Origin of the sequence: Corynebacterium suranareeae (assembly GCF_002355155.1) — a bacterium.
In the GTDB taxonomy this organism is placed as follows: domain Bacteria; phylum Actinomycetota; class Actinomycetes; order Mycobacteriales; family Mycobacteriaceae; genus Corynebacterium; species Corynebacterium suranareeae.
The window spans coordinates 2,984,822-3,010,947 of sequence record NZ_AP017369.1 but is presented as its reverse complement, the minus strand read 5'-3'; the positions used below and the strand labels follow the sequence as shown (position 1 = coordinate 3,010,947).

At 51.9% G+C, this 26,126-nt stretch carries 24 protein-coding genes; 17 read left to right on the top strand and 7 right to left on the bottom strand.

Annotated features, from left to right (window positions below; translation table 11 throughout):
- Nucleotides 1-150 precede the first annotated feature (150 nt).
- Both N24_RS13895 and N24_RS13890 read left to right on the top strand, forming a co-directional pair.
- Nucleotides 151-891 (top strand): FadR/GntR family transcriptional regulator, encoded by a 741-nt coding sequence (locus tag N24_RS13895; protein WP_096458329.1) that lies wholly within the window; start codon nucleotides 151-153, stop codon nucleotides 889-891.
- The gene (locus N24_RS13890) at nucleotides 881-2,095 is read left to right on the top strand and encodes a sialidase family protein (RefSeq protein ID WP_096458326.1); all 1,215 of its coding nucleotides are present in this window, start codon (nucleotides 881-883) and stop codon (nucleotides 2,093-2,095) included. Before N24_RS13895 ends, N24_RS13890 begins: the two co-directional genes overlap by 11 nt.
- Nucleotides 2,096-2,404: 309 nt before the next feature.
- Here N24_RS13890 and N24_RS13885 read toward each other — a convergent pair whose 3' ends face one another.
- The 3 genes from N24_RS13885 to N24_RS13875 are packed head-to-tail and all read right to left on the bottom strand — an operon-like array spanning nucleotide 2,405 to nucleotide 4,990.
- On the bottom strand, nucleotides 2,405-3,103 hold the full coding sequence (locus N24_RS13885) for an N-acetylmannosamine-6-phosphate 2-epimerase (protein WP_096458323.1): 699 nt from the start codon (nucleotides 3,101-3,103) through the stop codon (nucleotides 2,405-2,407).
- A gap of 21 nt (nucleotides 3,104-3,124) precedes the next feature.
- The gene (locus tag N24_RS13880) at nucleotides 3,125-4,036 is read right to left on the bottom strand and encodes an ROK family protein (RefSeq protein ID WP_096458320.1); all 912 of its coding nucleotides are present in this window, start codon (nucleotides 4,034-4,036) and stop codon (nucleotides 3,125-3,127) included.
- Between the two features lie 15 nt (nucleotides 4,037-4,051).
- Nucleotides 4,052-4,990 (bottom strand): dihydrodipicolinate synthase family protein, encoded by a 939-nt coding sequence (locus N24_RS13875; protein ID WP_096458317.1) that lies wholly within the window; start codon nucleotides 4,988-4,990, stop codon nucleotides 4,052-4,054.
- 217 nt (nucleotides 4,991-5,207) lie between these two features.
- Between N24_RS13875 and N24_RS13870 the strand changes: the two genes are divergently transcribed.
- The 14 genes from N24_RS13870 to N24_RS13810 all read left to right on the top strand — a co-directional run bounded on the left by N24_RS13870 (nucleotide 5,208) and on the right by N24_RS13810 (nucleotide 21,108).
- Nucleotides 5,208-6,374: an amidohydrolase family protein gene (locus tag N24_RS13870; RefSeq protein WP_167382128.1), complete on the top strand. Its 1,167-nt coding sequence runs from the start codon at nucleotides 5,208-5,210 to the stop codon at nucleotides 6,372-6,374.
- 42 nt (nucleotides 6,375-6,416) lie between these two features.
- A complete protein-coding gene (gene nagB, locus N24_RS13865) occupies nucleotides 6,417-7,178 on the top strand; it encodes a glucosamine-6-phosphate deaminase (protein ID WP_096458314.1) in 762 nt (253 codons plus the stop codon).
- A gap of 17 nt (nucleotides 7,179-7,195) precedes the next feature.
- On the top strand, nucleotides 7,196-8,497 hold the full coding sequence (scrB, locus tag N24_RS13860; RefSeq protein ID WP_096458310.1) for a sucrose-6-phosphate hydrolase: 1,302 nt from the start codon (nucleotides 7,196-7,198) through the stop codon (nucleotides 8,495-8,497).
- Nucleotides 8,498-8,637: 140 nt separating this feature from the next.
- Nucleotides 8,638-10,635 carry a sucrose-specific PTS transporter subunit IIBC gene (locus N24_RS13855; protein ID WP_096458307.1) on the top strand — a complete coding sequence of 666 codons (1,998 nt, stop codon included), beginning with the start codon at nucleotides 8,638-8,640 and terminating at the stop codon, nucleotides 10,633-10,635.
- Nucleotides 10,636-10,672: 37 nt separating this feature from the next.
- Nucleotides 10,673-12,055, top strand: a complete 1,383-nt coding sequence (cysS, locus tag N24_RS13850; RefSeq protein ID WP_096458304.1) for a cysteine--tRNA ligase — start codon at nucleotides 10,673-10,675, stop codon at nucleotides 12,053-12,055.
- Between the two features lie 52 nt (nucleotides 12,056-12,107).
- Nucleotides 12,108-13,049: a 23S rRNA (guanosine(2251)-2'-O)-methyltransferase RlmB gene (rlmB, locus tag N24_RS13845; RefSeq protein WP_096458301.1), complete on the top strand. Its 942-nt coding sequence runs from the start codon at nucleotides 12,108-12,110 to the stop codon at nucleotides 13,047-13,049.
- Nucleotides 13,050-13,127: 78 nt separating this feature from the next.
- Nucleotides 13,128-14,099, top strand: a complete 972-nt coding sequence (locus N24_RS13840) for a hypothetical protein (protein WP_096458298.1) — start codon at nucleotides 13,128-13,130, stop codon at nucleotides 14,097-14,099.
- Nucleotides 14,100-14,224: 125 nt separating this feature from the next.
- Nucleotides 14,225-15,193: an alpha/beta hydrolase gene (locus N24_RS13835; protein ID WP_096458295.1), complete on the top strand. Its 969-nt coding sequence runs from the start codon at nucleotides 14,225-14,227 to the stop codon at nucleotides 15,191-15,193.
- A gap of 56 nt (nucleotides 15,194-15,249) precedes the next feature.
- Nucleotides 15,250-15,567 carry a helix-turn-helix domain-containing protein gene (locus tag N24_RS16650; RefSeq protein ID WP_231911025.1) on the top strand — a complete coding sequence of 106 codons (318 nt, stop codon included), beginning with the start codon at nucleotides 15,250-15,252 and terminating at the stop codon, nucleotides 15,565-15,567.
- On the top strand, nucleotides 15,568-16,020 hold the full coding sequence (locus N24_RS16645; RefSeq protein ID WP_231911024.1) for an IclR family transcriptional regulator domain-containing protein: 453 nt from the start codon (nucleotides 15,568-15,570) through the stop codon (nucleotides 16,018-16,020).
- A 183-nt stretch (nucleotides 16,021-16,203) separates the two neighbouring features.
- Complete coding sequence (locus N24_RS13825) at nucleotides 16,204-17,526, top strand: MFS transporter (RefSeq protein ID WP_096458293.1); 1,323 nt, start codon at nucleotides 16,204-16,206, stop codon at nucleotides 17,524-17,526.
- On the top strand, nucleotides 17,527-18,591 hold the full coding sequence (locus N24_RS13820; RefSeq protein WP_096458290.1) for a Gfo/Idh/MocA family protein: 1,065 nt from the start codon (nucleotides 17,527-17,529) through the stop codon (nucleotides 18,589-18,591).
- A gap of 12 nt (nucleotides 18,592-18,603) precedes the next feature.
- Entirely contained in the window at nucleotides 18,604-19,413 is an 810-nt protein-coding gene (locus tag N24_RS13815; protein ID WP_096458287.1) for a sugar phosphate isomerase/epimerase family protein, read from the top strand.
- The gene (locus N24_RS13810) at nucleotides 19,414-21,108 is read left to right on the top strand and encodes an FAD-dependent oxidoreductase (RefSeq protein WP_096458284.1); all 1,695 of its coding nucleotides are present in this window, start codon (nucleotides 19,414-19,416) and stop codon (nucleotides 21,106-21,108) included.
- 530 nt (nucleotides 21,109-21,638) lie between these two features.
- On the opposite strand, the gene N24_RS13805 is transcribed toward N24_RS13810, so the two are convergent.
- Genes N24_RS13805 through N24_RS13795 form a run of 3 tightly spaced genes read right to left on the bottom strand, consistent with a single transcriptional unit; the run spans nucleotide 21,639 to nucleotide 24,159 of the window.
- Nucleotides 21,639-22,520 (bottom strand): metal ABC transporter permease, encoded by an 882-nt coding sequence (locus tag N24_RS13805; protein ID WP_096458281.1) that lies wholly within the window; start codon nucleotides 22,518-22,520, stop codon nucleotides 21,639-21,641.
- A complete protein-coding gene (locus N24_RS13800) occupies nucleotides 22,521-23,213 on the bottom strand; it encodes a metal ABC transporter ATP-binding protein (RefSeq protein WP_096458278.1) in 693 nt (230 codons plus the stop codon). It abuts the gene before it with no gap.
- Nucleotides 23,214-23,223: 10 nt separating this feature from the next.
- Nucleotides 23,224-24,159, bottom strand: coding sequence for a metal ABC transporter solute-binding protein, Zn/Mn family (locus N24_RS13795; protein ID WP_096460240.1), 936 nt, complete (start codon nucleotides 24,157-24,159; stop codon nucleotides 23,224-23,226).
- Nucleotides 24,160-24,264: 105 nt separating this feature from the next.
- Here N24_RS13795 and N24_RS13790 point away from each other — a divergent pair, with 105 nt between their 5' ends.
- The gene (locus N24_RS13790) at nucleotides 24,265-25,356 is read left to right on the top strand and encodes a LacI family DNA-binding transcriptional regulator (protein ID WP_408607608.1); all 1,092 of its coding nucleotides are present in this window, start codon (nucleotides 24,265-24,267) and stop codon (nucleotides 25,354-25,356) included.
- Here N24_RS13790 and otsB read toward each other — a convergent pair.
- Complete coding sequence (gene otsB / locus N24_RS13785) at nucleotides 25,351-26,121, bottom strand: trehalose-phosphatase (RefSeq protein ID WP_096458272.1); 771 nt, start codon at nucleotides 26,119-26,121, stop codon at nucleotides 25,351-25,353. The genes N24_RS13790 and otsB overlap by 6 nt on opposite strands.
- Nucleotides 26,122-26,126 lie beyond the last annotated feature (5 nt).

Genomic DNA, 26,126 nt, shown 5'->3' with positions numbered 1-26,126 from the left:
TGAATTTAATGAAATCTCTTCAAAAATCCCGCAGATTTTTACCCCCAACTGTGTAATACCTCAAGGTACGCAGAAGAAAAGGCAGATGGGGTCTGGTTATAGAACTGACTATATGATCGAAACCATCTTAAAAAACAGGAAGTGAAAACAATGGAAAGCTCTAGACAGCCAGCGCAGTCACGGCCTAGGTCCAGGTCTCGTTCAACCACCCAAGATGCAGTGCGTGATATCAAGCAATACATTCGGGATAACCGGCTGCGCACTGGTGATCTTCTCCCCTCTGAAGCATTTTTATGTGAGGAATTAGGTTGTTCTCGTTCCGCAATCCGGGAGGCTATCCGCGCTCTGGTCACCTTAGATATTGTTGAAGTTCGCCATGGCTATGGCACTTTTGTATCGAAGATGTCTTTAGAACCACTGATCAATGGCATGGTTTTCCGCACCATTTTGGATAATGACACCTCGGTGGAAAACCTGTTTTATGTAGTAGATACGCGCGAGATTTTGGATCTTTCCCTCGGTGAAGAATTAATTGAAGTATTTACCGACGATGACCGCGAGCTGTTGCTAGATTTGGTCGATAAAATGCGTGAGCACAATGACCAAGGTGAGTCCTTTGTGGTGGAGGATCAAAAATTCCACCGAGCACTTCTAGCTCGGACTAAAAACCCATTGATTCGTGAGCTCAATGATGCTTTTTGGCAAATTCAAACAGAAGCACAGCCCATCTTAAACTTGGCTATGCCATCCGATATTGATGAAACTATCAAGGCACACGCCGATATCGTTGAGGCACTCAGCAACGGCAATATCGAGGGCTACCGCGAAGCGGTTCTTTCCCACTACGCGCCTTTTCGCCGCATGATTTCGGCCATGCTCGATGCACACTAGCCTCATTGCGCGCGGGTTGTACCGCATTCCAGCGCTGGTCTGGGATCAGGGTTTAATAACGCTTTTCGACGCCCGCCTCAGTGTCGATGATCTTCCCGCCCCCATAGACTTAGTGTCGTCAACTTCTCCAGATGGATTTCACTGGGCAACACCAAAACCTGCGATTGTAGAAACTAAGCACCGAGGTGTTGGCGACGCCTGCCTTGTCACCGGTGATTTATGCTTCCACGGATTGTCCAATCTGGCAGGATTTTTTGAAGACCCCACCGACCTTGAGCCCCGGCTGGCGCGCCGGGAAGAACATGGGTGGGCGTCGAAAAGCATTGCGTCCTTATTCGCTGATGTGGATGCGGCGTTTGCCTCGTCGGGGACCGGGCTTGTGCTGGCGGATGGGCGGTGGATTCAAAGCTTTGTGGTGCGGCGCGGGCGTCAGATTTCCTTAAGAATTGTGCGCAGCGATGGCCATGTGACCGACATTGATGGTGGCAATGAATCCGCGATGACGCAGCTGCCTAATGGTCGGATTGTGCTGCATTCTAGGGGAGTGGGTAACCGTTTAAGCAGCGTTTCTGATGATTTCGGTGAGACTTTTAGTCCCTTGGAAGTAATACCCGAACTTGTTGATCCCGGCTGCAACGGACACGTGTTTTATTGGAAAGCCGCACGCATGCTGGCGGCAACTCACTTGGCGGATCCGCATTTAAGGCGCCATTTGGTCGTTGATCTTTCTACTGATTTTGGGGCGACGTGGACTCATCGAATCACCATCGAACGCGAAGAAGCTGCCTATTCAACCGCTGTGGAAATGCCCAATGGTGACGTGGCAGTGGTGTGGGAAGCTGAAGGAACGCGGGCAATTAAATGTACTGTGATCAGCGTAAACGATATTGAACCTCGCGTAGATAAGCCGATTGCGGATGCCGTTTCGCTGCGTCATGTTGTTATCAACGACGATCATGATGGCATTGAAGTTGCTTTACCTGATCCGTCTCAATGGGGTGAGGGCGTCTTTAAGATTGTGTCCAACCCGGATGCACGCACTCAAAAAATTCGCACCCGAGGAAAACCTGCCCGGCAATCCTTGGAAATAGGTGATGAGCTGGTCTTTGATATTCGTGCTCGTGATGAAGTTCGTTATGGAGTCACTGTTGCCTACGATGGTCGTTCGATTGATGCCATAAAGCAGGAATTTGTTGGTTTTTAACGATCTGGGTGGGGCAGGGGCTTAGAACCGTCATATGCGACCAAATCCATGGGTGTTTCAAGGATTCTTGGTCGCTAGATGAAATTTGAAGGACTGGATTCCGACGCCTGTGACCAAAAATAGATTTGGAGTAGGCGTTCTTGGTCGTCAGTTAAAATAACGTGCAGTATGGTGGCAAAATCGAAAAAAGGGGTCGGAAAAATGACCCCTCTAAATTCGCGTATACAGCCCTAAAAGACCCTGATTGATACAAATACTCATGTGGAATTTTGGGTTGCTTAAACAGGCTGTAAAAGACGATGGCTATTTCTAACGCAAAAGGGATGCGAATTGACCAGTGATAAATCCTGGATCTGTAATCGCAGTTCCCACGATGATGGCATTTGCCCCGATGAGGCGACCGTGAGCTACATCCGCAGGGGTAGAGAAGCGGCCTTCACCGATGAGGAAAGCATCGGGAACTAAAGCGCGTGCTTCTCGGAGGCAATCAAAATCCGGTCCGGCGGTTTTCTCTCGATGTTCGGTATAGCCAGCAAGGGTGGTGGAGACAAAATCCGCGCCGGCTTCATGGGCACTTAAAACCTCTTCGGGAGTTGCACAGTCGGCCATGATTAAAATCCCGGAATCATGGGCAACGGTGACAAGTTCTGCGAAGGTGGATCCATCAGGACGAGGTCGGAAGGTGGCATCTGCGCACACTACCGCTGCACCGGACTCGGCAACAGCGCGGACAGAATCCCTGGTGGGAGTGATATAAACGCCTTCGGTGCCTTCTTTAGTGAGCCCAAAAACTGGTACATTCACGCGGTTTGAGATGGAACGGATATCTTCTAATCCGCCGTAACCACCACAACGAATAGCTGGTGCACCGCCATCAACACAGGCGGCAGCAACGTGTGTGAGCGTGTGGGTATCGCGCATGGCGTGGCCGTCTGGGGCTTGCACAGACACGATCAATTGGCCTTGCAGTTTGTTGTACAGCTCGGTGCGTTGAGTATTTAGATCCATAGTTTTTAAACCTTCCTGTACTTAACAAGCAGTATCGCGTGCGTATTGGGCTGCCGCTATAACAGCAGCCTGGGCGCCAAGCGAGGTGCTCAGAACCTGTACTCCATTGTTCGGAGTGAGGATTGTTTCAAATATTCCTTGGGTAATGGGGTCTGTAACAGGTTGTCCAATGCCAGCGACTCCGCCTCCGATCACCACTGCTGAGAGATCTAATACGGTGACTAACGCGCCTAAAGCTTGGCCAAAGCCTCGAAGATTTCCGTTGATTATTTGCTGTGCTAGCCCGTCGCCGTCGTGGAATCTTTCCATGATTGCAGGCAGATCCAACTGTGTTACTGCAGCGTCGTTGTAGTACTTGGTTAGCCCGGTGCCACTGGCAACGTTTTCACATCGCACAGCACGGCCCGCATGGTCAGCACACACAATTTCTGCGAATTCCCCGGCACTTCCGGTGGGTCCGCCCATCATACGACCATCTTCAACAATGGCTCCGCCGATACCCGTACCAAGCGAGACATAAAGAACGCGACCTTGAAGGTTTTTTCCAGCTCCAAGGTGATGTTCCCCGTATGCCCACACGCGTACATCATTGTGTGCCGCAAATGGTACAGCAAGCATTTTATTTGCTAGTCCGCGCAGGTCAGAGCCTGCCCATTCGGTAAGCGTCTCGCCATTATAGACGATGATTCCCTCTGGTCCCAAGATAACCCCTGGTGCACCCATGCCAATTCGAGCGATGTTCAGCCCGCGTTCCTTGGCGGCGTTAATGCCGTGTGATAACGCGAGTCGGATTTGCTCCATGGGGCTTTTGCCATCTTTAGTTCCCAGACGCCCAGGCGATAGGGCCTCTGTGGGGGAGTCATCTGGGACTAGGGCATAAGCAATCTTTGTCGCACCAATGTCTAATGCGAGGGTGCAAGAGGGGGTGGTCATAGTCAGCAGTGGGCCTTAAGGGGTGTATAAAAACTCATCAACAATGGCGTGAATTCGGGCTACTTCCTCATCATTGAGGCTTTGATGAGGTGGTGCCATGGTACTGGAATCAATAATGCCAAGGTGCGTGAGCGCTGTTTTGAAGCCGCCTAAACCTGAACTAGATCCAGACATGCGGGAGGGATCGCCAACAAACACAATGTGGAAGAGGTGGTTGATGCGCTTTTGCAACGCTGCAGCTTCTGCCCATTGTCCATCAAGGCAGAGTTTGGCCAAGGTGACATAAGCGGCTGGATCAACGTTGCCTAAACCTGGTACAACTCCATCTGCACCAGCAAGATAAGCGAAATCTACTGTGGTTTCACTGCCGGTAAGAATCCTGAATTCTTTAGTTAGTCCAGCATCGTCGCGGGCTTCGATGAGTGCACGGATTGCGCCATCATTGCCACTGGAATCCTTGGTTCCTGCAAGCACTCCTTCTTTAGCTAGCTTTAGAAGCATTACAGGATTGAGATTGGAGTGCACCGATACTGGAATGTTGTAGGCAAACAATGGTAGCTCGGGGGCGGCCGCATGGATTTTGCGGAAGTGCTCTTCGATTTCCATGTCATGGGTGCGGGTGTAAAACGGAGCTGTGGCAACCAGTCCTTGAGCACCAGCTTCTATAGCATCGTCCACCAATTCAATGACGCGTGCTGTGGTTGTTTCAATAACGCCAGCGGTAACGGGAACGCGTCCTGCAGTGTGGTCAATGATGGTGGTCAATGCGAATTTGCGCTGCTCACGAGTAAGAAATGCTGTCTCGCCGGAAGAGCCCAGTGCGAACAGTCCGTCGACTCCACCGTCTATGAGGTGGTCAACAAGCTGGCGCAAGCTTTTCTCATCAACATTGCCATCGGGATGTAGTGGGGTCATAACAGGTGGAATAACGCCGGTGAAAGTTGCGGAAGCCATGGTGCTCCTTGAAATGTTGGACGCGAACTAGGGGAGGGTGCCTGCGTTTTTTAGTCTTAGTTCATCAGCTAGGAAGGCTGAGGTAATAAGGCAAAGGCGGTTGGGAAACTGGGTGGAATGCTCCTTGAAAAAACCGAATTAATTCCGCACTAAAACTGTAGACATAAGACATCATACGTCCTATGCTTGCTGGAGGGAAGCGGAATATCTTAGAAAGATGGCAAAATCGGTGAATACCCAAGAAATCGCAGGTCAAGAACGTGGGAGTATTGATGGCAGAATTGTCACCGCACATGGTGTGATTGATGGGTCTATTACTATAGAAAACGGTGTCATCACCGAACTTCGTGGCACACCAGTGTCTCCAAATGCCGGATTCCATAAAGAGCTTCCCACCATTGTTCCTGGATTTATTGACCTGCATAATCACGGCGGAAATGGTGGTGCATTTCCTACTGGTTCGCTCGAACAAGCTCGCACGGCAGCGCAGTATCACCGCAGAAACGGCACCACAGTGATGCTGGCAAGTATGGTTTCCGCACCACCTGAAAATCTTGCCGAGCAGGTGAAAAGACTCGTGCCGTTGTGTGAAGAGGGATTACTTTTCGGTTTCCACTTAGAGGGACCTTTTATCAATGCCTGCCGTTGTGGAGCGCAAAACCCTGATTTTATTTTTCCCGGCAACCCGAACGATCTTGAACAGATTATTCAGGCTGGTCATGGGTGGATTAAATCCATTACGCTAGCGCCAGAAACTGAAAACCTTACAGACATTTTAGATCTTTGCGCTAGACACAACCTCATTGCTTCCTTCGGTCACACTGACGCAGATTTTGACACCACCATTAGTGCCATTGAGCTGGCAAATCACAAGAATGTCACAGTCACGGCAACGCACCTTTTTAATGCCATGCCTCCACTGCACCACAGATCACCCGGCGCGGTTGGAGCCCTGCTTGCCGCAGCGCGCGCCGGGAACGCGTACCTGGAATTGATTGCAGATAACGTTCATTTGTCCGACGACACCGTTGATCTAGTGCTTAGCGAACGCGCTTTTTTCATCACCGACGCTATGGAGGCTGCCGGAATGCCCGACGGGGAGTACATCCTCGGCGTTTTGGGGGTTACGGTTGCCGGTGGCGTTGCGCGCTTAAGCGATGGCGGTGCCATCGCAGGGGGTACCAGCACACTAGCTAGTCAGTTTGCTCACCACGTGCGCCGGGGTATGACGCTTATCGACGCCTCCCTCCACACCTCCACTGTCGCCGCCGACGTTCTCGGGATTAGTGGCCACGCAATTGATGCATCCAACCCTACAAATTTTGTGGTCTTTGACTCAACAGGGCAGTTACAGCAGGTCTACGTGGGTAATCAAGTAATTTAATTAAAGGTAAAACATTCTTAATTTTCATAAAGGAGTCCTGCCATGGACATTATCATCCGCAAAGATGCTCAAGAGGTTGGAAAGGAAGCAGCTAAGCTGATTGCTCCCTTTGCTAACAATGGTGGAACCTTAGGTCTTGCGACTGGTTCTTCTCCACTCAGCACCTACAAAGAACTCATCCGCATGTATGAAGCCGGTGAAGTGTCATTCAAAGAGTGCAAGGCATTTTTGCTCGATGAATATGTGGGACTTACTCGCGACGATGACAACAGCTATTTCAAGACCATTCGCAAAGAATTCACCGATCACATCGACATCGTTGATGAACGTGTCTTCAGCCCAGATGGTGCAAACCCAGATCCTCATGCAGCAGCCGCAGAATATGAAGCTTTGCTTGCGGCAGAATCCGTAGCTGTCCAGCTTCTGGGTATCGGCGGAAACGGACACATCGCTTTCAACGAACCAACATCATCTTTGACCGGACTAACCAAAGTGCAGGCACTGCACCCAAAGACTGTGGAAGATAATGCTCGTTTCTTCAACACCATCGATGAGGTTCCAACTCATGCGCTGACGCAAGGTTTGGGTACGGTTTCACGTGCGCAAAACATCGTGCTGGTGGCAACCGGTGAAGGAAAAGCGGAAGCGATTCGTGGCACCGTTGAAGGTCCAGTAACCTCTTCCTGCCCAGGTTCTATCCTGCAGATGCACAATAACGCGACCATCATTGTTGATGAAGCAGCAGCTTCCAAGCTGGAAAATGCCGATTATTACCGACTCATGGAGCAATTAAAGCTGCGCTAGAAACAAAAAGGAAAGTACTGTGTGGGGCTATGCACACAGAACTTTCCAGTTTGCGCCCAGCATTTCATGTGACTCCTCCGCAGGGAAGACTTAATGATCCCAATGGAATGTATGTCGATGGCGATACTCTCCATGTCTACTACCAGCACGATCCAGGTTTCCCTTTTGCACCAAAACGCACGGGCTGGGCGCATACTGTCACGTCACTGACTGGGCCTAATCGCCTGCAGTGGAAGCATTTACCTGACGCGCTCTACCCGGATGCCCCTTATGATTTGGATGGGTGCTACTCCGGCGGAGCTGTGTTTTCCGGTGGTGTACTCAAGCTGTTTTACACCGGAAACCTCAAAGTCGACGGCAAACGCCGCGCCACCCAAAACCTTGTTGATGTCGAGGATCCCACAGGGCTGATGGGTGGCATTCATCGCCGTTCTCCAAAAAATCCGCTTATCGACGGACCCGCCGACGGTTTCACGCCACACTTCCGCGATCCGATGATCAGCGCTGATGGTGATGGTTGGAAGATGGTGCTTGGGGCACAACGTGAAAACCTCACTGGAGCTGCGGTGTTGTACCATTCTGCTGATCTGGAGAATTGGGAATTTACCGGAGAGATTACTTTTGATCTCAGTGAAGCAGAGCCTGGTTCCGCCCCAGACCTTATTCCCGGTGGCTACATGTGGGAATGTCCCAACCTCTTTACACTGCGTGATGAAGAAACCGGCGAAGAGCTTGATGTGTTGATTTTTTGTCCGCAAGGTTTGGACCGCTTGGACCAAGACGTTACCCACTATGCAAGTTCTGATCAGTGTGGGTATGTCGTCGGCAAGCTCGATGGAACTACCTTCCATGTTCTTCGCGGATTCAGCGAGCTAGATTTCGGCCATGAATTCTATGCACCGCAAGTTGCGGTTTCTGGTTCCGATGCCTGGCTTGTGGGCTGGATGGGATTACCTGCTCAAGATGATCACCCCACGGTTGATCGGGAAGGCTGGGTGCACTGTTTGACTGTGCCACGCAAGCTTTATTTGCGTAACCATGCGATCTACCAAGAATTGTTGCTCCCGGAGGGAGAGGAGGGCATAACTAGATCTGTTTTAGGTTCTGAACCTGTCCGAATCAACATTAGGGATCATGTGTCTTTGGAGTGGGATGGTGCCCGGTTGTCTGTGGACAGGAACGGCGATAAGCGTGTGGCATATGTTGATCCCGGTGAATTGGTGATTGCCGATGACAACACAGCAATTGAAATAACTGCAGGTAATGGGCAGGTTTCTTTCGCTTTTAGAGTGTTCAATGGTGACACTTTTGAGAGTTAAGTCATAAAATAGGGCTATTTGTGGTGAATTGTACAAATTTTTGATCAAAACCCTTGATCGGACACAAATAAACAGGTTTAATGTTGTTTAGTTTTTGAACAAACATTTATGTCTGTTTCTTTCCGGTTGAGGAGAAATCAATGGATCACAAGGCTCTCGCACAGCGGATTCTCCGCGATGTCGGCGGCGAAGACAATATCGTGGCCGCCGCGCACTGTGCCACTCGTTTGCGTCTCGTTCTCAAAGATTCCAAGGGCGTGGACCGCCAAGGACTCGATGATGATCCAGACCTCAAAGGAACGTTTGAAACCGGTGGCATGTTTCAAATCATCGTCGGTCCTGGCGATGTGGACCATGTATTCAAAGAACTGGATCAAGCCACATCCAAAGACATTGCCGTCTCCACCGAGCAGCTCAAAGATGTGGTTGCCAACAACGCCAACTGGTTTAGTCGGGCCGTAAAAGTCTTGGCAGACATCTTCGTGCCACTAATCCCAATCTTGGTTGGTGGCGGTCTGCTCATGGCAATCAACAACGTGCTTGTCGCCCAAGATCTCTTTGGCCCGCAATCGCTCGTTGAGATGTTCCCACAAATCAGCGGGATTGCTGAGATGATCAACTTGATGGCATCAGCACCGTTTGCCTTCCTCCCAGTATTGGTTGGATTTACAGCAACTAAACGTTTTGGTGGAAATGAGTTCCTAGGTGCCGGCATTGGCATGGCGATGGTATTTCCAACTCTGGTCAATGGCTACGATGTGGCCGCAACCGTGGCTGCGGGTGAAATGCCAGTGTGGAATCTGTTTGGTTTGGATGTTGCCCAAGCTGGTTATCAGGGCACCGTACTTCCGGTTTTGGTTGTTTCTTGGATTTTGGCAACGATCGAGAAGTTCTTGCACAAACGCCTCAAGGGCACCGCGGACTTCCTGATTACCCCAGTCCTTACCCTGCTGCTCACTGGCTTCTTGACCTTCATTGCGATTGGTCCAGTGATGCGCTCTGCCGGTGATTTGTTGGCACACGGTCTCCAGGGGCTCTATGAGTTCGGTGGTCCGGTAGGCGGTTTGCTCTTTGGTCTGGTGTACTCACCGATCGTGATTACTGGTTTGCACCAGTCGTTCCCTCCAATTGAGCTAGAACTGTTTAACCAGGGTGGATCCTTCATTTTTGCTACAGCATCCATGGCTAATACTGCCCAAGGTGCAGCGTGTTTGGCGGTGTTCTTCCTGGCTAAGAGCGAGAAGCTTAAAGGTCTAGCTGGTGCCTCAGGTGTATCTGCAGTTCTAGGAATTACAGAACCTGCCATCTTCGGTGTGAACCTTCGCCTGCGTTGGCCTTTCTTTATCGGTATCGGTACCGCAGCTATCGGTGGAGCACTGATTGCACTGTTTAATATCAAGGCAGTGGCGCTGGGAGCAGCAGGTTTCTTAGGTGTTGTTTCTATTGATGCTCCCGATATGGTGATGTTCTTAGTTTGTGCGGTTGCTACCTTTATTATCGCTTTCGGTGCAGCGATTGCTTATGGCCTGTATTTGGTGCGACGCAATGGAAGCATTGATCCAGATGCAGCTCCAGATGCAACTCCGAATGCAACCTCAGCACAAGTAGTACAGGCCGAAGAATCACAAGAATTTGAAAGCAACTCCACCATCATTCAAGCTCCTTTAACTGGTGAAGTAATCGCACTCAGCAGTGTCAGCGATGCGATGTTTGCCAGCGGAAAGCTTGGCTCCGGTGTTGCCATTGTTCCAACCAAAGGCCAGCTGGTTTCTCCAGTGAGCGGAAAAGTTGTGGTGGCCTTCCCATCTGGGCACGCCTTTGCGGTTCGCACCAAAGCAGAAGATGGCTCCAATGTGGATATCTTGATGCACATTGGCTTTGACACCGTAAACCTCAATGGCACGCACTTTAAGCCACTGAAAAAGCAAGGCGATGAAGTCCAAGCAGGAGAACTTTTGTGCGAGTTTGATATTGATGCCATCAAGTCTGCGGGCTATGAAGTAACCACCCCGATTGTTGTCTCTAATTACAAGAAAACTGGAGCTGTAAATCCTTATGGTTTGGGTGAAATTGAGGCTGGATCAAACCTGCTCAATGTGGCAAACAAAGCAGAGGTTAACGCTACTGCTTTAAGTTAGGTTCTGGAGTGCTCGCACACAGGTTAGACTAGGACACGTGACTCTACGCATCTTTGACACCGGTACCCGTACGCTTCGAGAATTCCAGCCTGTTAAACCAGGTCATGCCTCGGTGTACCTGTGTGGTGCCACTCCGCAAGCTTTACCCCACATCGGTCATGTGCGTTCAGCGGTAGCGTTTGATATTTTGCGCCGCTGGCTCATGGCTAAGGGGCTCGATGTGGCTTTTGTTCGAAATGTCACTGATATTGATGACAAGATTCTAACCAAGGCCTCTGAGAACAATCGCCCGTGGTGGGAGTGGGTGTCCACCTACGAACGTGAATTCACCTGGACTTATAACACCCTTGGTGTGCTTCCTCCATCGGTGGAGCCACGAGCTACAGGTCATGTCACTCAAATGGTTGAGTACATGCAGCGCCTGATTGATAATGGATTTGCCTACGCTGTTGATGGCTCTGTGTATTTCGATGTTGCAGCTTGGTCAAAGGCAGAAGGATCAGATTACGGTTCTTTGTCTGGCAACCGAGTTGAGGATATGGAACAAGGCGAAACCGATAACTTTGGCAAACGGGGACCACAGGATTTCGCACTGTGGAAGGCAGCCAAACCAGGGGAGCCATCGTGGCCGACTCCATGGGGAGAGGGGCGTCCAGGGTGGCATTTGGAATGCTCTGCCATGGCCACCTACTATTTGGGTGAGCAATTTGATATTCACTGCGGTGGTTTGGATCTGCAATTTCCGCATCACGAAAATGAAATTGCCCAGGCACATGCGGCTGGCGATAAATTTGCCAACTACTGGATGCACAATCACTGGGTAACAATGGCCGGAGAAAAAATGTCCAAGTCTTTGGGCAATGTTTTGTCGGTGCCGGAAATGTTGAAGCAGGTTCGTCCTGTGGAGCTGCGTTATTACCTTGGATCTGCTCATTACCGTTCAGTTTTGGAGTATTCCGAAACTGCGTTAAGTGAAGCTGCGGTGGGTTATCGTCGCATCGAAGCTTTCTTGGAGCGCGTTGGTGATGTTGAGGTCGGTGAGTGGACGCCAGGTTTTGAAGCTGCGATGGATGAAGATATCGCGGTTCCAAAAGCTTTAGCTGAGATTCATAATGCAGTTCGTGAAGGCAATGCTGCGTTGGACAAAAATGATCGTGAAGCAGCGCAAAAGCTTGCTTCTTCGGTTCGTGCAATGACTGGTGTGTTGGGCTTTGATCCTGTGGAATGGGGATCAGATTCAGAGGCTGATGGCAAGGCGGAAAAGGCTCTTGATGTGCTGATTTCTGCAGAGCTTGAGCGTCGTGCAACTGCTCGTGCGGAGAAAAATTGGGCGGTTGCAGATGAGGTTCGAGATCGTCTGGCAGGTGCAGGTATTGAGGTTGTTGATACCGCAGATGGCGCCACATGGAAACTGCAGTAGTTGCAGTAACTGGCAGTAAATAAACAAAAATTTTTAAGGAGACAATTTAAACATGGCAGGAAATGATAGCCGTCGTGGCGGCTTACGTAAGACTAATAAAAAGGGTGCAACCAAGGGCAGTGGTGGACAGATTCGTCGCGGCCTGAAAGGTAAAGGGCCAACCCCAAAGGCTGAGGATCGCACGTATCACGCAGCGCACAAGCGCAAATTAGAGCGTGAGCGCAGGGATCGTGGTCGTCACCAGCGTGAGACACCGGAGTTGGTCGTGGGTCGTAACCCAGTTCTGGAGTGCCTGCATGCACGCGTTCCAGCAACGGCGTTGTATGTGGCACAAGGTGCAGCTAATGATGAGCGTCTTAGCGAAGCCGTGCACACTGCAGCTGGCCGCAACATCCCAGTGCTGGAAGTAAACAAGCTTGAGCTGGATCGCATGACTGGCAACGGCATGCACCAGGGCATTGGTTTGGCCATTCCTCCGTTTGAGTATGCGGATGTGCATGATCTAATCGCCAATGCTGCAGCTTCTAAGAAGCCCGGCATGTTTGTGATTTTAGATAACATCACTGACCCTCGTAACCTGGGTGCCGTGATTCGTTCTGTTGCTGCTTTTGGTGGCAACGGTGTGATTATTCCGGAGCGTCGTTCGGCTTCCGTGACGGCTGTGGCATGGCGTACATCTGCTGGTACTGCAGCACGCGTGCCAGTGGCAAAGGAAACCAACATGACTCGCGTTGTGAAGGAATTCCAGCAAAATGGTTACCAGGTTGTTGGCCTGGATGCTGGTGGCGATCACACGCTGGATACTTACGACGGCACCGACAACGTCGTGGTCGTGGTGGGTTCTGAGGGCAAGGGAATTTCCCGTTTGGTCCGCGAAAACTGCGATACCATCATGTCGATTCCGACCGAAAGCTGGGTGGAATCGCTGAATGCTTCGGTTGCAGCTGGTGTGGTGCTGTCGGAGTTCGCGCGCCAGCGCCGCGTTAAGGGTTAGACCGGAGGGTGCGTCGACAAGCAAAACGCTTTTCGACGTCCAGTTCCACCCGCCATAGTAAAAGAAACGAGCACTGCGATGCAGGAGTTGGTCGGAAAGCTGATCGATCTTGATTCAGCTGCGTCGGAGTCTGTGCGGGTGATTGAGTATTTTGACGCGTTGATGCAGCATGGCGTAGGTGTGCACGGTCTTGTTCGGGCTGCTGCAGCACTGGCAGGCACTGTTGCGGGCGCGCAGAGTGCTCGTTATCGATTGCGATTTGAAGCCTCGGGGGCGGTCGCGGATAAACAGTCGGAATTGGTTCCTGTGGTGGAAAAAGCCACGGACTCTGGTTCTGTTTGGCTCGAGCGAGACGGCGCGGCGCATTCAATTGACTCGATGGTGATCGAGCGACTTGCGCTGGCGGTGGGGTTGGTTGAGCGTCGGGCTGATGGTGGTCAGTCGGCGGTGGAAATTGCTGTGGATAATGCTCATTCGGCAGCGGAACGAAAATCGGCCGTTTCACGGCTTGGCCTTACAGAATCTTCTCGGGTCAAAGTGCTCATTCAAAATGTTTCTAAGGAACGAACATCCGGCCGGAATGGCATCGTGATCGCAGGCTGTGGGCCCGTGCGTGTCAGTATTGTTTCTGCTGTGGAGGAACCAACGGAGTTTCCTGCAGGTGTGGGAACAGTTGTGGCACCAAGTGAACTTCCATCATCTTTTGATTTGGCAGTGCTTGCTTACCGACTCACCGATGTCGAAAACCCCCGCATTGATGCCACTGAGCTGGGATTACTTGGATTGGCAGTCCAAGCGCTGGAACACTCTCATGCGGAGCATCCTGATGTGTTGGCTGTCTTAAAACTAGATGCCCGTACCAGGAGAGTACTGCGGGCGCTCAGTAATGGGGCAAGCATGCGGGCGGCTGCTACAGAAGTAGGCTTGCACCATTCGACTGTGCAGGCACAACATGCAGCGTTGACCCAACAATTAGGTTATGACCCACGCAGCGGTGCTGGTAGTTCCCGTTTTCTCCTTGCAGATTTGCTTGCCCGCTTGCAGAGCTAATTGGTGGATACCGCCAAATGGCGGGTAGGTGCATTAAATCTGCGATGGTGTGGCGGTGGTCATTCTTTAGCAAATAAGTGATCCTAGATACATTACATTCACTTACGTGCTTGAAGGAGTACATCATGCCAAACCCAATCACTGCACCACCATTTGATCCGGAGCTTGAAGCTGTGCTTTCAACGGTCGGAGTACCACCTACAATGACTGCCGAAATGTTGCCAGAGTTTCGCAAAGGGGTTCCTGGAATGGCAGAAAATTTCATTGAAGAGTTCATTGCAAAACATGATCTTGAGCAACGCGATGAAACCGTCACCGGATACAACGGAGATGACATCGCGGTCACCATTTTCACACCCCGAGGTGTTGAAGGCACACGTCCAGCAGTGTTTCATACCCACGGAGGCGGAATGATCTTGGGCGACAGATTTGTTGGACTAAAACAGATCAGCCCATGGATTGATGCGCACAAGGCCATCGTTGTGACTGTCGAATACCGCCTGGCACCAGAATTCCCTGATCCATATCCAGTGGAAGATTGCTACGCAGCACTTGCATGGACTGCTGAAAATGCGACAGATTTGGGCATTGATCCAGAGAGAATCATTATTGCGGGTGCCAGTGCGGGCGGTGGGCTTGCAGCAGGTACAGCGCTTTTGGCTCGCGATCGGAAAGGGCCAAAGTTGTTTGGACAGGTTCTCATGTGTCCAATGCTTGATGACCGTGACGCCACCATTTCAACTCAGCAAATCGATGGAATTGGAGTCTGGGATCGCGGATCAAATCTGTTGGGATGGAACAGTTTGCTTGGCGATCGACGTGGCACCGACGATGTCTCCATATATGCTGCACCTGCGCGCGCCACAGATCTTTCAGGATTGCCACCAGCATTCATTGACACAGGCAGCGCCGAAGTATTCCGCGATGAGGATATTGCATATGCAAACCGAATTTGGGAAGCCGGCGGAGTTGCAGAGCTCCATGTTTGGCAAGGTGGTTTCCACGGGTTTGAAGGATTAGTCCCTCATGCTTCGGTCTCTCAAATGGCGCTTGCAGCGCGTAACAACTGGGTAGACCGGTTGCTTAACGGTTAAGCCGGAGGGGGCGTCGACAAGCAAAATGCTTTTCGACGCCACCCTATACTTTGGGCATGGCTAATTCTTCATCGGGGGAGACCGTGTTGCAGCGCGCGATGCGGGTGTTGCAATGCTTTGACGCGGAAAATGCGAGGTTGGGGGCCTCGGACATCGCGCGGCGCAGCGACTTACCCAGTTCCACGGCGCACCGATTGGTGGTGGAGTTAACGTCGGTGAAGTTGTTGGAACGTTTTGCCGATGGAAAATACGGGATCAGCACGCATGCGTGGGAGACGTTTGTGCGGGCGAATCCTTTGGAGCGTTTGCGTTTGCAGGCTCAGTCAATTTTGGGGGATGTTCACGATGAGCTGGGGCAATATGTGAGTTTGTAGGTGCCTGATTTTTCTGATCGCACGATTTTGTATGTCGAGCGTTTTGATGCACCCGATAGCTATATTCGGATTTTGGGCAGGCATGCAAGCCGTTTGGATGTGCATACCACGTCATCGGGGCTGGTGATGTTGGCTTTTGCGTCGCCGCAGACAATCAAGGCGGTAACCAGTACGCCGTTTAAGGATTCCATCACCGGTGAAATCACGGATGGGGCTGCAGTGGCTGCGATGCTTCCAGAAATTCGGGCTAAGGGTCATATCGTTTTTGTTGGTGGTTTGGTGCCGGAAAATACTGCGGTGGCTGCACCAGTGGTTGATCGCAAGGGTGTTGTTAGGGCCGCGATGGGGGTAGTGGCCAGGACAGGCGAGATTGATGTAAAACATGTGACCGCAACGGTGCTCGATGCATGCCAAAAGCTCAGCTTAAGACTACAAAAGGACGCTATTTATTAAGTTCGCATTTCGAACTTTGAGGTTGTGGGCAGGTAACCCCTACACCCGCCCTTTCCCATTGAATGGGAAAAACTTGGACGTATAAATGTGACCCCTAATCTAAAGAACATCAAAAGTGACTGAGTTCATGAATTCGTGAAAGTTCATGAATGTTCAGGCAAGTTCTACAGAAAGGGTGAGCACATGGAAACTACATCTTTGGCCCCGCATATCACAGAGGCACAGACATCGACGCCTGTAGAGTCTCCGAAGTCGCCCAAGAAAGCCGCGTTGGCGTCGCTGCTGGGCTCCACGCTGGAGTACTACGATTTTGTTATTTACGGCACCGCCTCCGCATTGCTGTTTAACCACCTCTTCTTCCCTCAAGGCGATCCGGTAGTTGCCACTATTGGATCCTTGGCGTCTTTCGGTGTCGCCTACATTGCGCGCCCGATCGGTGGCCTGGTCATGGGGCATGTTGGCGATAGGATCAGCCGCAAAACAGCCCTCATGGTCACATTGATGATCATGGGTATCGCATCCATCTCCATTGGACTGCTGCCAACCTACGGCCAGATCGGCATTTGGGCAACCGTACTGCTGTTGATTGCCCGAATCGCGCAAGGTTTTTCTGCAGGCGCAGAAGCTGCTGGTGCATCCACACTGACCATGGAGCATTCACCTGAAGGCAAACGTGGCTTTTTCACCTCCTCGGTGATGGCAGGCTGTTCTGTCGGAAACGTTTTGGCAGGCTTGGTATTCATTCCATTTTTGATGCTGCCGGAAGAACACCTCATGTCCTGGGGTTGGCGCGTTCCATTCCTGCTGTCTGCATTGGTCCTTGTGGTTGCTTACTTTGTGCGCACCCGCTTGGAGGAGCCACCCACAGAAAAGGCTGAAAAAGAAGCAGGCGCTCCAGCTTTGGAAGTTCTGCGCACCCAAGGTATCGATGTAGCACGCGTTTTCTTCATCACTTTCTTCGCCGTTGTACAAACCACCTTCAATGTTTATGCGCTGGCATATGCCACCAATGAAATTGGCATCGATCGTTCCTTCATGGTGATGGTCAATACCATTTCCCTGGGGCTGTCTATCGGTACCATTCCTTTGGCTGCATGGGTATCTGATCGCCTGGGCCGCAAACCAGTGTTGTTGTTTGGAGCTATTGCCTGCGCAATCACCACCTACTTCTACTTCCAGGCAATTTCTGAAGCAGATCTGGTTATGATTTTCGCGCTCTGCCTGGTTAACCAAGGTTTGTTCTACGCCTGCTGGAACGGTGTGTGGACAATCTTCTTCCCCGAAATGTTTGCAGCTCCTGTGCGCTACACCGGCATGGCTATGGGCAACCAGCTTGGTCTGATCGTTGTTGGTTTCGCGCCAACCATCGCCACCGCTTTGTTCGCATGGAATGGCTGGGAAGCGGTCGTCGCGTTTGTCATCGGCGCAATTGCACTGTCCGCTGCAGTTATCTTGACCACCAAAGAAACCGCATTCACCAAACTGGAAGATCTAGGAAAGAAATAAATGTCGACCAAAATCTGGAGCGTCGGAATCATCGGCTGCGGAGCGATTAGCCGCAACCACATCGAAGCAGTCCAAGCAATCGATGGCGCAGAAGTCACCGCAGTCTGTGACGTAGATGCTGCGAAAGCACAAGAAACCGCCGAAAAGTACGGCATCGCTTCAAGCTTTGATTCCGTTGATGACATCTTGGCCTCAGGCGTGGACATCGTTGCAGTTTGCACCCCGCACCCAACCCACGAAGCAGTGGTGCTTGCAGCGGCAGCAGCCGGCATCCACGTGCTGTGCGAAAAACCCATCGCCATCGAGCTTGAATCCGCACAACGCATGATCGATGCCTGCGAATCCGCCGGAGTCCAGCTCGGCGTACTCTTCCAGCGCCGCTTCTGGCCTGCGGCCCAAAAGATGAAAAAAGAGCTTGTCGACGGCTCCCTCGGCCGCCCCATCATGGGCCAATGCACCGTCGCACTATACCGAAAGCATTCCTATTACACCGCCACCCCGTGGCGAGGAACCTGGGAAGCTGATGGCGGCGGAGTGCTGATGACCCAAGCGATCCACTACATCGATTTGATGTGCTGGCTGCTCGGTGAACCAGTAGAGGTATTTGGTTACACCGACTCCTTCAAACACGGTGACAACATCGAAGTAGAAGACAGCGCTGTTGCCACAGTGCGCTTTGAATCCGGAGCTTTGGCCACGATTTCTGCCACCACAGCGGCAGAGCCAGCCTTAGGTGCTCAAGTTCAAGTGATGGGCACACAAGGTGCAACGATGACAATTCTTGAGTTCCCGGAAGGAACCGACGGCCGGCTTATAGTCCGCGGTGAAAACGACACCGTAGAAACCACCCCTTCGCATCCATCCGATCTCAACCCCAATGCTGATCTAAGCACCATCAACGGAGCATTGATTCCGTATCACACAGCACAGATCGCAGATTTCATCGATGCACTCGACGAAAACCGCGACCCCCTTATCACCGGCCGCGATGCCACCAAGGCATTAAAAGTCCTGCTCGGTGTGTATGAATCAGCCGCCACCCATCTGCCTGTAACCCTGAACTAACGGAAGTTCCTCATGTCACCTCTAATCGGTCTTGCTCCTTTATCTTCACTATCCACATCCCCTGATCAGCTGGTTCGTCTAGCTGCCGCTGCGGGATTCGCCTTCGTGGGGCTACGCGTTAATGCAGTAACCCAAAATGAGCCTGTGTATGACCTCTCCCCAGGCTCTCCACTGCTTGCTGCCACCCAACAGGCGTTAGCCGAAACTGGCCTGTATGTGCTCGATACTGAATTCCTCCAAGTAAATGCAGACACCACCCGCAAGGACTGGCTTCCAGCACTAGAAGCAGCCGGAGCACTAGGTGCTAAAACCTCCACCATTGCAGCTGGTGACGACGATATTGCACGACTTACCGACACCATTGGCAACATGGTTGAAGATGCCCTCGATTTCGGCGTTACCCCAGCCCTTGAACCAATCTCATACCGCAGCGTGCATTCCCTCCCGCAAGCAGCAGATATCGCCCGGGCAACCGGTGCAAAAGTCGTGGCAGATACCTTACACATGGCCAGATTTGGTGCGACCCCAGAAGAACTTGCCCAAGCTGCCGATGTTCTAGCAGTACTCCAGTTATGTGACAGTCCGCTGAAGCGTCCAGCGGATCTTGAGGGACTGGTGGCGGAATCCCGCTCGTTGCGCCTAGCCCCAGGTGAAGGCGAACAAAACCTCCTAGCCTTTGTCAACGCACTTGACCCGAATGTGCCATTGAGCGTGGAAACTCCCAATGACGCTGAACTTGCCGCCCGCGGTGATGCCGGTTGGATCAACCACCTTTACACCACTACCCATGACCTTTTAGAAAAAGTTGAGGAAGCAGTCTAAATGAACCACCAGTATGATGTCATCGTCGTCGGCTCCGGCGCTGGCGGATTATCAGCAGCAGTCAGCGCTGCCTACCACGGCAAAAAAGTTGCCGTGATTGAAAAATCCTCAGTACTCGGCGGTGCCACCACATGGTCAGGTGGATGGGCCTGGACTCCTGGCAGCAGCTTCGCGCGTAAAGACGGAGTGATGGAATCAAAAGAAGAATTCCAAACCTACCTGCGTTCCGTAGTGGGGGAGTACTACCAAGAAGACAACATCTCTGCCTTTTTGGATGCTGCTCCCGAAATGGTCGACTTCTTTGAAAACAACACCGACCTCCAATGGACACCCGGCGCGAAAATCAATGATATCTACGGTGACCTACCTGGCGCAGGCACAGGCCACCGCTCCGTTGGGCCAAAACCATTCAACGGACGCAAAGTACCCAAGAGTGTCCTGCCGAAACTACGCCACCAACTCTACGAAACCTCCTTCCTCGGCATGGGCATTATGGCAGGGCCTGACCTGATGAAATTCCTCTCTGCCTCACAATTTGATCCACGAGGTTGGATTCATGCTGGCAGGCGCGTGATTGTCCACATGTGGGACATGGTCGTGCACAAACGCAACATGCAGATGGTTAACGGTGCAGCTTTGACCGCGCGCCTTGCAACCTCAGCTGAAAAATTAGGTGTTGATCTGCTGGTTCATCACGCTGCAGTATCGTTGAATTACAACAATGATCGCGTCACCGGCGTAAAGGTACAAACCCCACAAGGCTTAGTTGATTTCGAGGCACGCGCAGGCGTTGTCCTTGCTACCGGCGGATTCCCCAACAACGTAGAGCTGCGCAAAGAACTCTTCCCTCGCACACCCACCGGCCAAGAACACTGGAGCCTTGCACCAGCTGAAACAACCGGCGATGGACTGTCCATGGCCAGGGAAGTCGGCGCTGGATTTGTCAACGATCTTAAATCCGCAGCCGCATGGTGCCCGGTATCTCTCGTCCCATACTTCAACGGCAAAGTGGGAACCTTCCCCCACATCATGGACCGCGCAAAACCAGGCTCCATCGGTGTCGTCTCTACAGGAAAACGCTTTGTCAACGAAGCCAATGGCTACTACGACTACGTCGACGCCATGATTAAGGCAGCTCCAGAAGGCGAACCGGTTGCATCTTGGCAGATCGCAGACTCCACCTACGTGCGCAAATATCCACTAGGAATGGCCAAGCCACTACCAGTGCCACTTACCCCGTACCTGCGCTCTGGATACCTGGTGAAAGGTAAAACCATTGAGGAGCTAGCCCAAAAATGTGGCATTGATCCCTCTGGTCTGCGCAACACCATCACGGAATTCAACGAAAACGCGCGCCGGGGAGAAGACCCAGAATTCGGACGAGGCTCTACACCTTTCAATAGATACGGCGGAGATCCAAAGATCGGCCCCAACCCATCACTTGCCCCGATTGAAAAGGGACCGTTTTACGCAGTGAAGGTTGTGCCCGGATCCTTCGGAACCTTTGACGGAATCAAAGCTGATGGAAAGTCACGAGTCCTACGCGATGACGACACTGTAATCGACGGCCTTTACACCGCAGGTAACGACCGGGCATCCATCATGGGTGGTTTCTACCCAGCCGGTGGAATCAACTTAGGTCCCGCACTGACATTTGGATACATTGCGGGCAAAGAACTAGCCAACGCCAATTAGGGATGTGCATTAGACCACAAGATTTCTTGATTTAGGCGACATTTTTGCCAATATCTTGTGGTCTTATGTACACAACGAGAAAACGAAGCCACCCTTCTTTAAAAAGGGTGGCTTTATGCGGTCTGAAGTAGTTATGAAAGAGCCAAAAGGCGACTTCTTAACAGGTGACTTCACGTACTCAACTTCACGTGGGACGACTTCAGTCGGCGCTGGAGTGATTTCGTAGTGAAGTCGCCCAATAAGAAGTTGAGCACGAGAAGACGTCACCGTGAAGTCGATACCGTGAAGTCGCACTTTAGCACTTTTGAAGCTATCCCTTCGCTGTTTTAACTTCGAGATCACACATTCAATATCCCAAGCTCAATTTCTTAAGTTCGATACCGTTAGCAAAACCACTAAAAACCGAGGGAAATTGAGCTTGAGAAATTGAATTCAAGGTATTGAGCACGAGAAATCGAAACCGTGAAATCGAACTTAAGGCAGCCACCGTGGGGATCAGGGATTTGGCAAATGTGCCGGTGCAAAAGGGACTAGTGGGGATGATGGTCGTGCTGGCGGCGTCGAAAAGCGTCTTCGTCGCGCTGGGCGTCGCGGCTGCGTGCCCACCCGATCAAGCGGCAGACCAGGTAAATCACAAAAGAAATGGTGGTGACAAAAACACTCACAGGCAGCCCTGGGGCTAATGACAATAAGAGGCCACCGACGGCTGAGACTTCAGCGAAAATAACAGCCAGCACCACAGCCTTTATCGGATTGGCGGTGACTGCAACAGCGGCTGCTCCGGGAGTAATCAGCAACGCCATGACCAGCAGTGCACCGACGATCTGCACGGACTGGGAGGTAGTAAGGCCCACCAATACTGCAAAAGCCACCGCGATGAGTCGGACGTTAACGCCGGAGGCTTGCGCCATGACGGGATCAGCGCTGGCGAAAAGTAGTGGACGCCAGAAAATCACAACGGCTGCGACCACAATGATGGTTACTGCCACAAGGATCCACAATGATGCTGAGGACACTCCTACAATTTGTCCTGTGAGCAGTGCAAATGCTGTGGAGCTGCGGCCGGGGTAGAGGTGGATGAACAACACTGAGAGACCAAGGCCGAAGCTCATCACGGCACCAACTGCGGAGTCTTGTTGTTTCATGCCGAGTAATGCCAGGAGGATCGCGGCGACCACGGAACCAATCACAGCGCCGCCACCGACGTTGAGCCCGAATAGCAAGGCGGCCGCTGCACCCATCAGTGCTAATTCGGCGGTGCCGTGGACTGCGAAGGATTGCTGGCGTACCACGATCAAGGGAGCAATCACGCCGGAAAGTAGTCCCAAAAGGGCTGCGGCGATCAGGGCATGTTGGACGAAATCGACGCTGATCAAGTATTGGGTATCAGCAATCCAGGTGGAAAGATCCACTTAAACCACCACGATTCTGTCGTTGATGTGTGCCACGGTAACGGGTGCGTTGTAGAGTTCGCTAAGTTTTTCGGATTGCATGACGTCTGCGACTGTGCCGATGGTGTGGCCGTTGGGTGCGAGGTACAAAATGCGATCCACTAACCCCATGAGTGGGTTGATGTCATGAGTGACCACAACAACTCCCACGCCCTCGGCTTTCAATTCACCAAATAGGGACACTGTGCGCTGCGCGACGCCGGGGTCAAGGCTGAGGAGGGGTTCGTCGGCAAGCAATAATTGCGGGCGGGTGGCAAGCGCTTGAGCTTGGCGGATAAGTTGTTGCTGCCCGCCGGAGAGCTCGCCGACGCGCCGATCGGCGATTCCGGTAGCGCCCACGCGAGCAAGAAGCTTATCGACGTCCCCCTTCGGCGCCCTCCTTTTGGTCATCACGCCATGCGCAGCGGAGAGGGAGACTAAATCGCGGGCTCGTAAAGGAACGTCAAAGATGCGATGTTGCGGGATATAGCCCACCCGAGCATCGGTTTCCACCGACCCGTGAGTGAGTTTTCGGGTGCCTAAAATGGTTCCAATGAGGGTGGATTTTCCCACACCATTGGGTCCTAAAATTACAAGAAATTCCCCCTGGCGGAGCTCTAGGTTCAAGCCCTTCCAGAGGGGATCCACTGCAGCGTCAGTGAAAGTCAACAACATTTAAAATATTCTAAACCTGGTTCGCGGCAGATGTGAGATCATCAACTGCCTTGGTGAATGCATCGAGGAAATTCTCGTTGTTTTGAGGGGTCTCGTAGATTTCAACAACGGGGATGCCTTTTTCTTCCGCGACGTCTTTCAACCTGGTTGCCACGGTGGACGCAGACTGTGGGTTGTAGACCAAAACATCAATGTCACCATTGTTGAGTGCATCCTGGAATGCTGCAACATCAGCTGCGGTGGGCTCGCCTTCGCTCAATGTGGTGGCGCGGTACCCTGCGGGGGTGGATTCCACCATGTCGGAGTGGGACAAAATATGATCAGCGATCGGCTCGGTCTGCACGATGTTTACTGCTGGAAGCTCGTGGATTTTATTGTGGAGCTCATCCATTTTTGCAGTAACTGCCGCAGCATCAACCTGTGCTTCGGGGTCTAATTCTGTGACTTTTTCTGCAAAATCATCAGCGACCTCTGCGACATGTTCGGCGGAATACCAGACGTGTTCGTTGTCTACGTCGGCGTGGTCGTGGCCTTCGTGGTCTTCATCGGCTGCGTTGGCGTCGTGGTCATGATCATGGTCATGCTCGCTGAGTTCTAATGCGTGGATGATGCGATCATCATCGTCCAGGCTGTCATAAAGCCAGGAATCGTACCCGCCTCCGCCAACAATGATGATGTCAGCTTCAGAAACCTTGGCCATATCAGCTGCTGATGGCTCAAAGGAGTGAGGATCGGTGTCTCCGCCAGTAATGATGGCTTCAATGTCTAATTCAGGAGCAACTGCCTGGGCGACATCAGCCCACACCTTCGTGGAGGTAACAACCTTGAGGGAATCATCTGCGCTATCGGCAGCTGTGGTGGATGCCGTGGTGGATGCAGTTGAACAGCCAGCCAAGATTAAAGACAAGAGTGGAAGCGACCAGAGGAGTTTTTTCATAATTGACATTAAATGCTTAATGAAAACGGCTGTCAACATGAAAACTTATTGAAAATAGCACTCTCGCGTAATCCTTTTAGACTGTACAAAGGTTGCAGCTGGTAGATTGAGGTGATTATGGGCAGGAAACAACAATATGGAACCCTTGCGTCTATCGCTGCGAAACTCGGTGTCTCTAGGACCACGGTGTCCAATGCATATAACAGGCCGGAGCAGCTCTCTGCAGAACTTCGCCAACGCATTTTAGATACCGCAGAAGAAATGGGGTATCTCGGTCCCGATCCGGTTGCTCGAAGTCTTCGCACCCGCCGGGCAGGGGCCATCGGTGTCTTGCTGACAGAAGATCTCACCTACGCCTTTGAAGACATGGCATCTGTAGATTTCCTCTCCGGAGTGGCCCAAGCAGCGGGAGACATCCAATTAACGCTGATCCCCGCGTCACCTGAAACGAGCGTTGACCACGCCTCTGCTCAGCAGCTAATTAACAACGCCGCCGTTGATGGGGTGGTTGTGTATTCCGTGGCAAAAGGCGACCCCCACATCGATGCCATTCGAGCCCGCGGCCTTCCCGCGGTGGTCTCCGATCAGCCAACCTATGAAGAAGGCATGCCTTTTATCGGCCCCAATGACCGCACCGCCATTGCACCTGCAGCCCAAGCGCTTGTCGACGCCGGCCACCGCCACATCGGCATCCTCTCCATCCGCCTAGACCGCGAACGAAACGACGGCGAAGTCACCCGAGAACGCCTAGAAAACGCCCATTACCAGGTGCAACGTGAACGCGTACGTGGTGCACTAGATGTGTTTGCCCAGGCCGGAGTAGATATTGCATCCGTTCCGATTATGGAATGTTGGATTAACAACCGGCAGTATAACTTCGAAGTGGCTAAGCAACTTCTGGAATCCCACCCACACCTCACCGCAGTTCTGTGCACCACGGATTCGCTGGCACTCGGTGTGATGGAATACCTGAAATCTGTCGGAAAGTCAGTGCCTGCCGATCTTTCCCTCACTGGCTATGACGGCACCCAAATGGCTCTTGCTCGTGATCTGACCACCGTGGTTCAGCCGAGCAAAATGAAGGGTTTCAAAGCTGCTGAAGTACTGTTGAAAATGATTGAAAATGAATATGTGGAACCACAGGTGAAATTGGAAACATCCTTCCACCCGGGCTCCACAGTGGCAAAAATAGACCCAGCCTTATAGCCCCAGACGTGTAGTTTCTACATATTGCATGCGGTGGTACGCGAGCTTTTCGAGCAAAATTCCCACATCATCAACCCCGTCAACCCGGGTTTTTGCCGCTGTATCGCCAGCACCAACTTTGATGGTTAGGGCGCGTTCGTCATTTTCTAGAGCTTCAAAACCGTGCTCATCGGTGGTGTCATCACCAATGAAAATAATGCCGGTGGGATCAGTACGGCTGACAAAATCCTTCAGCCAGGTGCCTTTGGTCGTAGAGCTGATGGAGTATTCAATGATGTTCTTGCCCTTGGTTACTTTCAACCCCGAAGAATCCACCGTGGCAGCCTGATCCAAAATAGCTTGAACCTGGTTCTTATCTGACACCCGAATAAAATGCAGCACGCGGTGGAATGGCTTGACCTCAACGAAAGCACCATCGATGCCATCAACAATGGCTTCTAGATCCGCGTGAATCCTATCCAGCCGAGCTTCTTCTTCAGGTGTTAGGGAGCGAGGCCGGGAAGAGTCTTCTGAACCGTGGGAACCCACCATGGTGATGCGGTACTGACCAAGATCAAGAACCTTCCTCAACCCTTCCAAGTGGCGTCCTGACAAAATAACAACTTCTGTGTTGGCTTGCTGGGATAGATCTTTTACGGCTTTGAGGGATTTTTGGTTGATCGGCACGCTGTAAGCGTCCTTGCTGAATCCCGCGATGGTGCCATCAAAATCGGAGACAACCAGAAGGTTTTTGGTCTTTGCGATGTCCTCAATAGTCAAAGTCATGCGCA

Coding starts and splice junctions, on each gene's coding strand:
- N24_RS13895 (WP_096458329.1), top strand. CDS start 151: ATGGAAAGCTCTAGACAGCCAGCGCAGTCACGGCCTAGGTCCAGGTCT.
- N24_RS13890 (WP_096458326.1), top strand. CDS start 881: ATGCACACTAGCCTCATTGCGCGCGGGTTGTACCGCATTCCAGCGCTG.
- N24_RS13885 (WP_096458323.1), bottom strand. CDS start 3,103: ATGGATCTAAATACTCAACGCACCGAGCTGTACAACAAACTGCAAGGC.
- N24_RS13880 (WP_096458320.1), bottom strand. CDS start 4,036: ATGACCACCCCCTCTTGCACCCTCGCATTAGACATTGGTGCGACAAAG.
- N24_RS13875 (WP_096458317.1), bottom strand. CDS start 4,990: ATGGCTTCCGCAACTTTCACCGGCGTTATTCCACCTGTTATGACCCCA.
- N24_RS13870 (WP_167382128.1), top strand. CDS start 5,208: ATGGCAAAATCGGTGAATACCCAAGAAATCGCAGGTCAAGAACGTGGG.
- nagB (WP_096458314.1), top strand. CDS start 6,417: ATGGACATTATCATCCGCAAAGATGCTCAAGAGGTTGGAAAGGAAGCA.
- N24_RS13855 (WP_096458307.1), top strand. CDS start 8,638: ATGGATCACAAGGCTCTCGCACAGCGGATTCTCCGCGATGTCGGCGGC.
- rlmB (WP_096458301.1), top strand. CDS start 12,108: ATGGCAGGAAATGATAGCCGTCGTGGCGGCTTACGTAAGACTAATAAA.
- N24_RS13840 (WP_096458298.1), top strand. CDS start 13,128: ATGCAGGAGTTGGTCGGAAAGCTGATCGATCTTGATTCAGCTGCGTCG.
- N24_RS13835 (WP_096458295.1), top strand. CDS start 14,225: ATGCCAAACCCAATCACTGCACCACCATTTGATCCGGAGCTTGAAGCT.
- N24_RS16650 (WP_231911025.1), top strand. CDS start 15,250: ATGGCTAATTCTTCATCGGGGGAGACCGTGTTGCAGCGCGCGATGCGG.
- N24_RS13825 (WP_096458293.1), top strand. CDS start 16,204: ATGGAAACTACATCTTTGGCCCCGCATATCACAGAGGCACAGACATCG.
- N24_RS13820 (WP_096458290.1), top strand. CDS start 17,527: ATGTCGACCAAAATCTGGAGCGTCGGAATCATCGGCTGCGGAGCGATT.
- N24_RS13815 (WP_096458287.1), top strand. CDS start 18,604: ATGTCACCTCTAATCGGTCTTGCTCCTTTATCTTCACTATCCACATCC.
- N24_RS13810 (WP_096458284.1), top strand. CDS start 19,414: ATGAACCACCAGTATGATGTCATCGTCGTCGGCTCCGGCGCTGGCGGA.
- N24_RS13800 (WP_096458278.1), bottom strand. CDS start 23,213: ATGTTGTTGACTTTCACTGACGCTGCAGTGGATCCCCTCTGGAAGGGC.
- N24_RS13795 (WP_096460240.1), bottom strand. CDS start 24,159: ATGTCAATTATGAAAAAACTCCTCTGGTCGCTTCCACTCTTGTCTTTA.
- otsB (WP_096458272.1), bottom strand. CDS start 26,121: ATGACTTTGACTATTGAGGACATCGCAAAGACCAAAAACCTTCTGGTT.